Source organism: Streptomyces hiroshimensis (genome assembly GCF_014650335.1).
Taxonomy (GTDB): Bacteria; Actinomycetota; Actinomycetes; order Streptomycetales; family Streptomycetaceae; genus Streptomyces; species Streptomyces hiroshimensis.
In genome coordinates this window covers 22,371-29,763 of record NZ_BMUT01000027.1, presented here as the reverse complement: position 1 = coordinate 29,763, position 7,393 = coordinate 22,371, and the positions used below count along the sequence as shown (strand labels likewise).

Sequence of the window (7,393 nt, the reverse complement as noted above, 5' to 3'; positions counted from 1 at the left end):
GGCCCATACAGCCAGCCTGACCCCAACACCCCACTCAGGTCAGGAGATCCGAGAAACAGTGCCTAAGCGGCGCCCCACACGCACAGCGGTAGGCCGGCCCCGGAACGTCCGGGGCCGGCCTGCCGCTTGTACGGCGCCGACGCGCGGCCGGGCGCCCCTGGGGCGGGGGCGTCAGCTAGGGGCGGGGCCGGAGCCGGTGCCCTGGAGTAGGTGACGGCCGGGCCGGTGAGCACGGGCTCATGACCGTCGAGCCCGTGACCGTCTTTTTCACGATTGCTGCCGCCCTGCCGCCCGGGCCCGTGCCATCCGGCCCGTGGCGGGCGGGTCCGGTGACGCCCTGGCCGCCCACGACCGCCGAGACGGCGACCGTTGTCCCCGTGTCGGCTGCTCGGTGACTACGCGCTCCATGGCAACCGGCTGGGCCCCCGGCCCGTGACCGCCGGTCTCGTGGGAGCCCGTGGCCGCGGGCGTGACCCCTAGCTCCAGGACCGCTAGCTCCAGGACCGCCGAGCTCATGTCTCCACGGGGTCCGTGACAGCCGGCCGTCCCCCGGCCCGTGACAGCCGAGCCGTGCTCACGGGCCCTGTGAGCGTCGAGCCCCCGATCTCCCGGGGCCCGTGAGCGCTGAAGCCCGCGTCCCACTGTGGCCCCATTGTCGGCGGAACTGGCAAGTGGAACTGGCAAGTGGTCCGACCCGGCAGGGCCGCCGCACCCCCGTGGCGGCGGCCCGGTCCCGGCTCAGCGCAGCCGAGTTGCGGCGTACGCCTCGATGGCGGCCCGCTGGTACGCGGCCAGGCCCGGCGCGATCGACTCGTACGCCGCGTGCCAGTGCTCGTTCTCGACGCAGGTACGCCCGATCGCGCGGTACTCCTCGGCGGTGGCTGCCCGGATCCGGGCCAGTGTCCGGTACTGGGTGTCGATCTCGGCCTGCACCGCGTCGGCGTCAGCGGGCAGGCCGGTGGCCAGCAGGTCGGCCAGCCGGATCATCTGCGCCGTGCGCTCGCGCTCGTCGGCCTCGATCTCGGCCTTGGTCAATGCCGAGGTGTGCCGTTCGATGGCCCCGACCAGCTCCGGGAAGTCGCGCAGGACCTTCATGCACCGGGCGGGCCCGATACCCTCGAACAGGTTTTCCGGTCGGCTGATGCTGATCATGTCTGTGCCGTCCTTCCTGGACTGCTCCAGTTCGGCGATCGTGCGGGCGACGGTGCCGGCCAGGGCGTCCAGCCGGTCGCGCTCGGCGAGCAGCCGACGGTGATGGCCCCGCAGGGCCTCCAGCTCGTCGACCTGAGTGGCCAGGATCCGGCCGATCTCAGGCAGTCCCAGGCCCAGCGCACGCAGCACGAGGACCTGCTGCAGCCTCAGGAGTTGGCGCTCCTCGTAGTAACGGTGGCCGTTCGTGCCGATCCAGGCCGGTGGCAGAAGACCGATCTCGTCGTAGTGCCGCAGTGTCCGGGCCGTCACACCCGACATCCGGGCGACCTCCGCGATCGGCCAGGCCATCGCCGCCCCCCCTCGCACGGGTTGCTTCACCGGGCCGGAATCTCCGGCCCTGCCAAGGACGGTAGAGGCTTCCGCTGCGGCAGCTTCAAGCCCAGCTCTCAGGCTTCCAGGTCGCGCGCCGATACGGCGAAGGCCGGCCCCCGTCCCGACGGACGGGGGCCGGCCTTCGCCGTACTACCGGGCGCGCGGTACCGCGGCTCCGGGCTCAGTCACCCGCAGGGCGGGCCGCCGCAGCCGCACGCTGCTGCACATAGCCCACCACGGCCAGCGCCAGGGCCAGGCCGCCCGTGGAGTACAGCTGGACGCGCGTGTCCGTCTCCAGGCCCATCAGGACCAGCGCGCCCGCCACGCCGACCAGCGTCACCCAGGTCAGGAACGGGAAGGCCCACATCCGCACCACGATCCGCTCGGGCGCCTCGCGCTCCAGCCGGCGGCGCAGGATCAGCTGGGAGGCGGCGATGAAGCCCCACACGATGAGGACGACGCCGCCGACCATGTTCAGGAGCCAGGCGAAGACGGTGGTCGGGTACCAGTACGACAGCAGGACGGCGAAGAAGCCGAACGCGGACGAGGCGAGCACCGCGCGGCGCGGCACGCCGCCGGAGACCTTGCCCAGCGCCTTGGGGCCCTGGCCGCGCGAGACCAGCGAGTAGGCCATGCGCGAGGAGCCGTAGATGTTGGCGTTCATCGCGGACAGCAGGGCGATCAGGACGACGACGTTCATGATCTGGCCGCCGCCGGGGACGCCCAGGCGGTCGAGCACCGCGGCGTACGGGCCGTTCTCCGTGACGGAGCCGTCGTTCCACGGGAGCAGCGTGACGATCACCAGCATCGAGCCGACGTAGACGATGCCGATCCGCCACATGGTCGTCTTGACGGCCTTGGCCACGCCGCTGACCGGGTTCTCGGACTCGGCGGCCGCGATGGTTACCGTCTCCAGGCCGCCGTAGGCGGCGAGGGAGGCCAGGAGGCCTATGAGCAGGCCGTCCATGCCGTTGGGCAGGAAGCCGCCGTCGTGCAGGAGGTGTGCGGCGCCGGGGGCGTCGTTGCCGGGCAGGACGCCCAGGATCGCGAGGGTGCCCAGGATCAGGAAGAGGGCGATGGCGCCGATCTTCAGGGCGGCGAACCAGAACTCGAATTCGCCGAAGTTCGAGACCGCGGCCAGGTTGCTGCCGCAGAAGAACGCCATGAAGACCAGGACCCACATCCAGGACGGGGTGCCCGGGAGCCAGCCCTGCACGATGTGGGCCGCGCCGATCGCCTCGATCGCCACGCCCACGACCAGCAGCGTCCAGAACATCCAGCCCGCGGTGAAGCCGGCCCACGGGCCGATCGCGCGGTCGGCGTGGACGGAGAAGGAGCCGGAGGCGGGGTTGGCGGCGGACATCTCGCCGAGCATCCGCATCACGAACATCACGAGGAGGCCGGACGCGGCGTACGCGAGCACGATCGAGGGGCCCGCGGCGGCGATGCCGGCGCCGGAGCCCACGAAGAGGCCCGCGCCGATGACGCCGCCGAGGGCGATCATCGACAGGTGCCGCTGCTTGAGTCCGTTCGAGAGCGGCGACCCCTGCGTAGGGGTGCCCTCCGTCTGCGGGGGAGAGGTTATGTCTGTCCGGCTCATGGTCGTGCCTGTCCATCATGCGAGATCGGGATGTTCGAGTATGTGCAGGCAGACGGAGATCCGGTTAACTCGTCCGTTATCCGGACAGTCACTTCACACAGGGTGATCGTTTCGCAGCATTCCATCCGAGGACGGTACAACCCCGGAACAGCGGACCCGGCTGCGTCCCCCGCACCGCGCGGGACTAGCGTCAGTGATCACGGGCGAACCCCGCCCGCCGCGCACGAAGGGGGAGCACCGCACATGACCGGCCGTACCCACCTGATCGAGAGCCTGATGGAGCGCTTCCCGCACATCCCGCGGGAAGCGGTGATCAAAGAGGACCTGCTGCGCGGAGGCATGGCCTTCGAGGACTCCGCCCTCAGCGACACCACCAACGAAGCCTCCGGCCAGGTCAAGCCCAAGTCCTACTTCATCTTCTCCTTCGACCACCGCACCCTGCCCGAGCTCGGCGCAGCCGCCCTGCGCCGCCCGCCCGAGGAGATCGTGCTGACCGGCGGCCCCTACGAACTGCGCCGCACGGTCGTCTCCGTGCGCGTCAACCCCGCCTCGCCCTACCGGGTGCAGGCCGGACCCGACGGCACGCTGGGCCTCTACCTCGACGGGCGGCGGATCTCGGACGTCGGCCTGCCGCCGATGCCCGACTACTACCGCGAGACCCTCCCCAACGGGAAGTCCGTCATGGAGGTCGCCCCGACCATCCAGTGGGGCTACCTCGTCTACCTCACCGTCTTCCGCGTGTGCCAGTACTTCGGCGCCAAGGAGGAGTGCCAGTACTGCGACATCAACCACAACTGGCGCCAGCACAAGGCCGCCGGCCGCCCCTACACCGGCGTCAAACCGGTCGAAGAGGTGCTGGAGGCGCTGGAGATCATCGACCGGTACGACACCGCCCGGGCCTCCCAGGCGTACACCCTGACCGGCGGCGCCATCACCTCCAAGGTCGCGGGGCTCGGCGAGGCCGACTTCTACGGCCGCTACGCCCAGGCCATCGAGGAGCGCTTCCCGGGCCGCTGGATCGGCAAGGTCGTCGCGCAGGCCCTGCCCAAGGCCGACGTGCAGCGCTTCCACGACTACGGCATCCGCATCTACCACCCCAACTTCGAGGTGTGGGACGAGCGGCTCTTCCAGCTCTACTGCCCGGGCAAGGAGCGCTACGTGGGCCGCGCCGAGTGGCACCGGCGGATCCTCGACTCCGCCGACGTCTTCGGCGCCCGCAACGTCATCCCCAACTTCGTCGCCGGCGTGGAGATGGCGACCCCGGACGGATTCGCCACCGTCGACGAGGCGATCGCCTCCACCGCGGAGGGGCTGCGGTTCTTCATGTCCCACGGCATCGTCCCGCGGTTCACCACCTGGTGCCCCGAACCGACCACGCCCCTGGGCAAACTGAACCCGGAAGGCGCTCCGCTGGAGTACCACGTGCGGCTGCTGGAGGTCTACCGCGCGACCCTGGAGGAGTACGGTCTGGCCTCCCCGCCCGGATACGGGCCGCCCGGCCCGGGGCAGGCCGTCTTCTCGGTGAGCTCCTTCATGGACAGCCTCCCGGCCGCGGAAACGGAACCGGAACCGGAACCGGTCGGCTGACCGGACGGACGGCTGGACGGAGAGCTGGACGGAGAGCTGGACGGACGGCTGGGCGGACGGTTGGGCGGACGGCCGCGAAAACCTTTTGCCCGCCGTTCACCGCGGCGGCTACGGTTGGATCATGGTTCCTGGCACGCTCTTCCGCTGACGCTCTCTCCGGGAGCCGCCCCACGGCGCGCTCCCGCATCGGTGATCTGTATCTGCACACCACTCCACCGAGAGACGAGCCTTCAGCATGCCCGCTCAGCCTTCCGTCCATCGACAGCCGTCCGCCGCTGGTGACTTGTTCACCATCTGGCTGCGTGAACACGCCACCACACTGACCACCCTCGACCCCGACGCCCCGCTCGACGACCTGGAGCCGCTGCGCGAGCTCATCGGCGACGCCCGCGTCGTCGGCATCGGCGAGAACTCGCACTTCATCCACGAATTCGCCCTCGTGCGCCGGCGCCTCCTGCGCTTCCTCGTCGAGCGCTGCGGCTTCACCGTCCTCGCCTTCGAGTACGGATTCAGCGAAGCCTTCGCCCTCGACACCTGGCTCCACGGCACCGGCCCGGACGACGACCTCGAACGGATCAGCGCCGCGGCACTCCCCATGGGCATCCAGGAGCCCCTGCGCTCGCTGCGCCTGCACAACCGCACCGCGGCCCGGCCCGTACGGTTCGGCGGCGTCGATATCCCGGCCGCGGGCGGCTCGCTACTGCCCGCGCTCCACCCGGTCGCCGACCACCTCCGCGAGGCCGACCCCGGGGCGCTGCCGCAGGCCGAGACCGCCATCCGGATCGCCGAGCGGTTCGCCGGCGGGTCCGCGGCCGCCGCCGCGCCCGCATGGTCGCGTCTGGACGCCACCGAGCAGGACGCCCTCACGGCCGCCCTCGCCCGCCTCCTCATCCGCTTCCGCGCCACCGAGCCCCTGCAGGTCGCGCGCACCGGGCGGTACGCGTACGAGGTCGCCCTCCGGCGGCTGGAGGCCGCCTGCCACGCGGACCACACCCTCCGGGCCATGGCCGCCCTCTTCGCCGGAACCGGGCTCACCATCGACACCTCGGCCCGCGAGGTCTACATGGCCGGGTCCGTCCTGTGGCACCTGGAACACGCCGAGCCGGGCGCGCGCGTGGTGCTGATGGCCCACAACGCCCACCTCCAGAAGGAGCCCGTCACCTTGGACGGGCACGAGGCGACTCTGCCCATGGGGCATTACCTCCACCGGGCCCTGGGCGACGACTACTTCGCCCTGGGGGTGTCGTCCGCCGGCGGTCGCACGGCGGAGATGCGGCTGGAGGAGAGCGCCCGGTTCGGCTTCGTCGTAGACGACACGCCGCTCGGGGCGCCCGAGCGGGGAAGCATCGAAGGCGCCTTCGCCGACGCCCTTCCGGCCGGGGTCACAGGCCTCGCCGGGCTGCGCTCGGCGCCCCGGGGCGACGGCAGCCCCGACCGCACCCGTCTGCAGAGCGCGTACCTGCACACGCCGATCGCCGACGCCTTCGACGGGATGCTCTGTGTCCCGTCCTCCCGGGTCGCTGACGGCATCGACATCTGACCGCATCTGATCGCATCTGACCGCATGAGCTGATCGCGGTGGCGGCCTGATCGCGGTGGCGGCGGAGCCCGCCGCCACCGCAATCAGGATCAGGCGCCGGCCCGGTCAGTGGTACAGCCGCGTCGCCACGTGCGTGGCCTCCTCGATGTCCACTCCTGCCTTGTCGAGCAGCTGCTCGGATATGTCGCGCAGCGCGCGTGCCGCCGCGACCTCCTCGCCGACGCGCTGCTGGGAGGGGTCGGCGGGGTTGCGGTGGGTCACCCCGACCGCAGTGAAGTCCGTGCCGTCGTACATGTGCAGCCGCACCGCGGCCTGGGTCAGCGCGCCCGCCTCGCGGAACTCCATGTCGATGGGGCTCTCGACGATCTTCTCCGTGGTCATCACACACCTCCGGGGTCCGTCACTGCCGCCCTGTTGCGCTCCAGCAGGTCGATCACTTCCTCGTCCGGGGTCTGGGAGAAGTCCGCGTACCACTCGCCGACGGCGTAGAAGACGGCCGGAGTGCTGAGGCAGACCAGCTCGTCCACCTCCGCGGCGAGCGCCTCCGCCGCGTCCGGCGCGGCCACCGGCTCGGCGAGCACCACGCGCGCGGCGTCCTGGGCCCGGACGACCCGGCAGGCGGCCGACGCCGTGGCGCCGGTGGCGATGCCGTCGTCGACCACGATCGTCGTGCGGCCCTGCAGGGGGATCCGCGGGCGGCCGCCGCGGAACCGCTCGGCCTGGCGGACCAGGTTCGCCTCCTCGCGCTGCTGTATCTCGGCGAGGTCGTCCTCGTCCACGCGGCCCATCCGGACGATGTCGCTGTGGACGACCCGTACGCCGCCCTCGCCGATCGCGCCGAAGCCCAGTTCCTCGTGGAAGGGCACCCCGAGCTTGCGCACGAGCACCACGTCCATCGGGGCGCCGAGCGCCTGCGCGACCTCGAAGGCCACGGGAACGCCGCCGCGCGGCAGGCCCAGGACGACGGGGTTCTCGGCGCGCAGATGGCCCAGGCGCTCGGCGAGGAGGCGGCCGGCGTCCACGCGGTCACGGAATCTCATGATCCACCTCTTCTCCCGGGGCTCCGGAGAACGAGGGAAGCCATACATCCAATATGGTCAGATTCCCGCAGATAGTCCACGCCGGGGAAGGCCTGGAGAAGG

At 71.4% G+C, this 7,393-nt stretch carries 6 protein-coding genes; 2 read left to right on the top strand and 4 right to left on the bottom strand.

Annotated elements, in window-relative coordinates:
- Positions 1-738: 738 nt before the first annotated feature.
- Both IE241_RS33565 and IE241_RS33560 read right to left on the bottom strand, forming a co-directional pair.
- Complete coding sequence (locus tag IE241_RS33565) at positions 739-1,500, bottom strand: MerR family transcriptional regulator (protein WP_190025662.1); 762 nt, start codon at positions 1,498-1,500, stop codon at positions 739-741.
- A gap of 205 nt (positions 1,501-1,705) precedes the next feature.
- Positions 1,706-3,124 carry an amino acid permease gene (locus tag IE241_RS33560; RefSeq protein WP_190025661.1) on the bottom strand — a complete coding sequence of 473 codons (1,419 nt, stop codon included), beginning with the start codon at positions 3,122-3,124 and terminating at the stop codon, positions 1,706-1,708.
- 243 nt (positions 3,125-3,367) lie between these two features.
- Here IE241_RS33560 and IE241_RS33555 point away from each other — a divergent pair, with 243 nt between their 5' ends.
- Positions 3,368-4,711, top strand: a complete 1,344-nt coding sequence (locus IE241_RS33555; protein WP_190025660.1) for a radical SAM protein — start codon at positions 3,368-3,370, stop codon at positions 4,709-4,711.
- Positions 4,712-4,994: 283 nt separating this feature from the next.
- Entirely contained in the window at positions 4,995-6,251 is a 1,257-nt protein-coding gene (locus IE241_RS33550) for an erythromycin esterase family protein (protein WP_229900218.1), read from the top strand.
- Positions 6,252-6,356: 105 nt separating this feature from the next.
- Here the strand turns inward: IE241_RS33550 and IE241_RS33545 are convergent, their stop codons facing one another.
- A complete protein-coding gene (locus IE241_RS33545; RefSeq protein ID WP_190025658.1) occupies positions 6,357-6,632 on the bottom strand; it encodes a DUF1876 domain-containing protein in 276 nt (91 codons plus the stop codon).
- Positions 6,632-7,291 (bottom strand): phosphoribosyltransferase, encoded by a 660-nt coding sequence (locus tag IE241_RS33540; RefSeq protein ID WP_190025657.1) that lies wholly within the window; start codon positions 7,289-7,291, stop codon positions 6,632-6,634. The genes IE241_RS33545 and IE241_RS33540 overlap by 1 nt, the downstream gene beginning before the upstream one ends.
- Between the last annotated feature and the right edge of the window lie 102 nt (positions 7,292-7,393).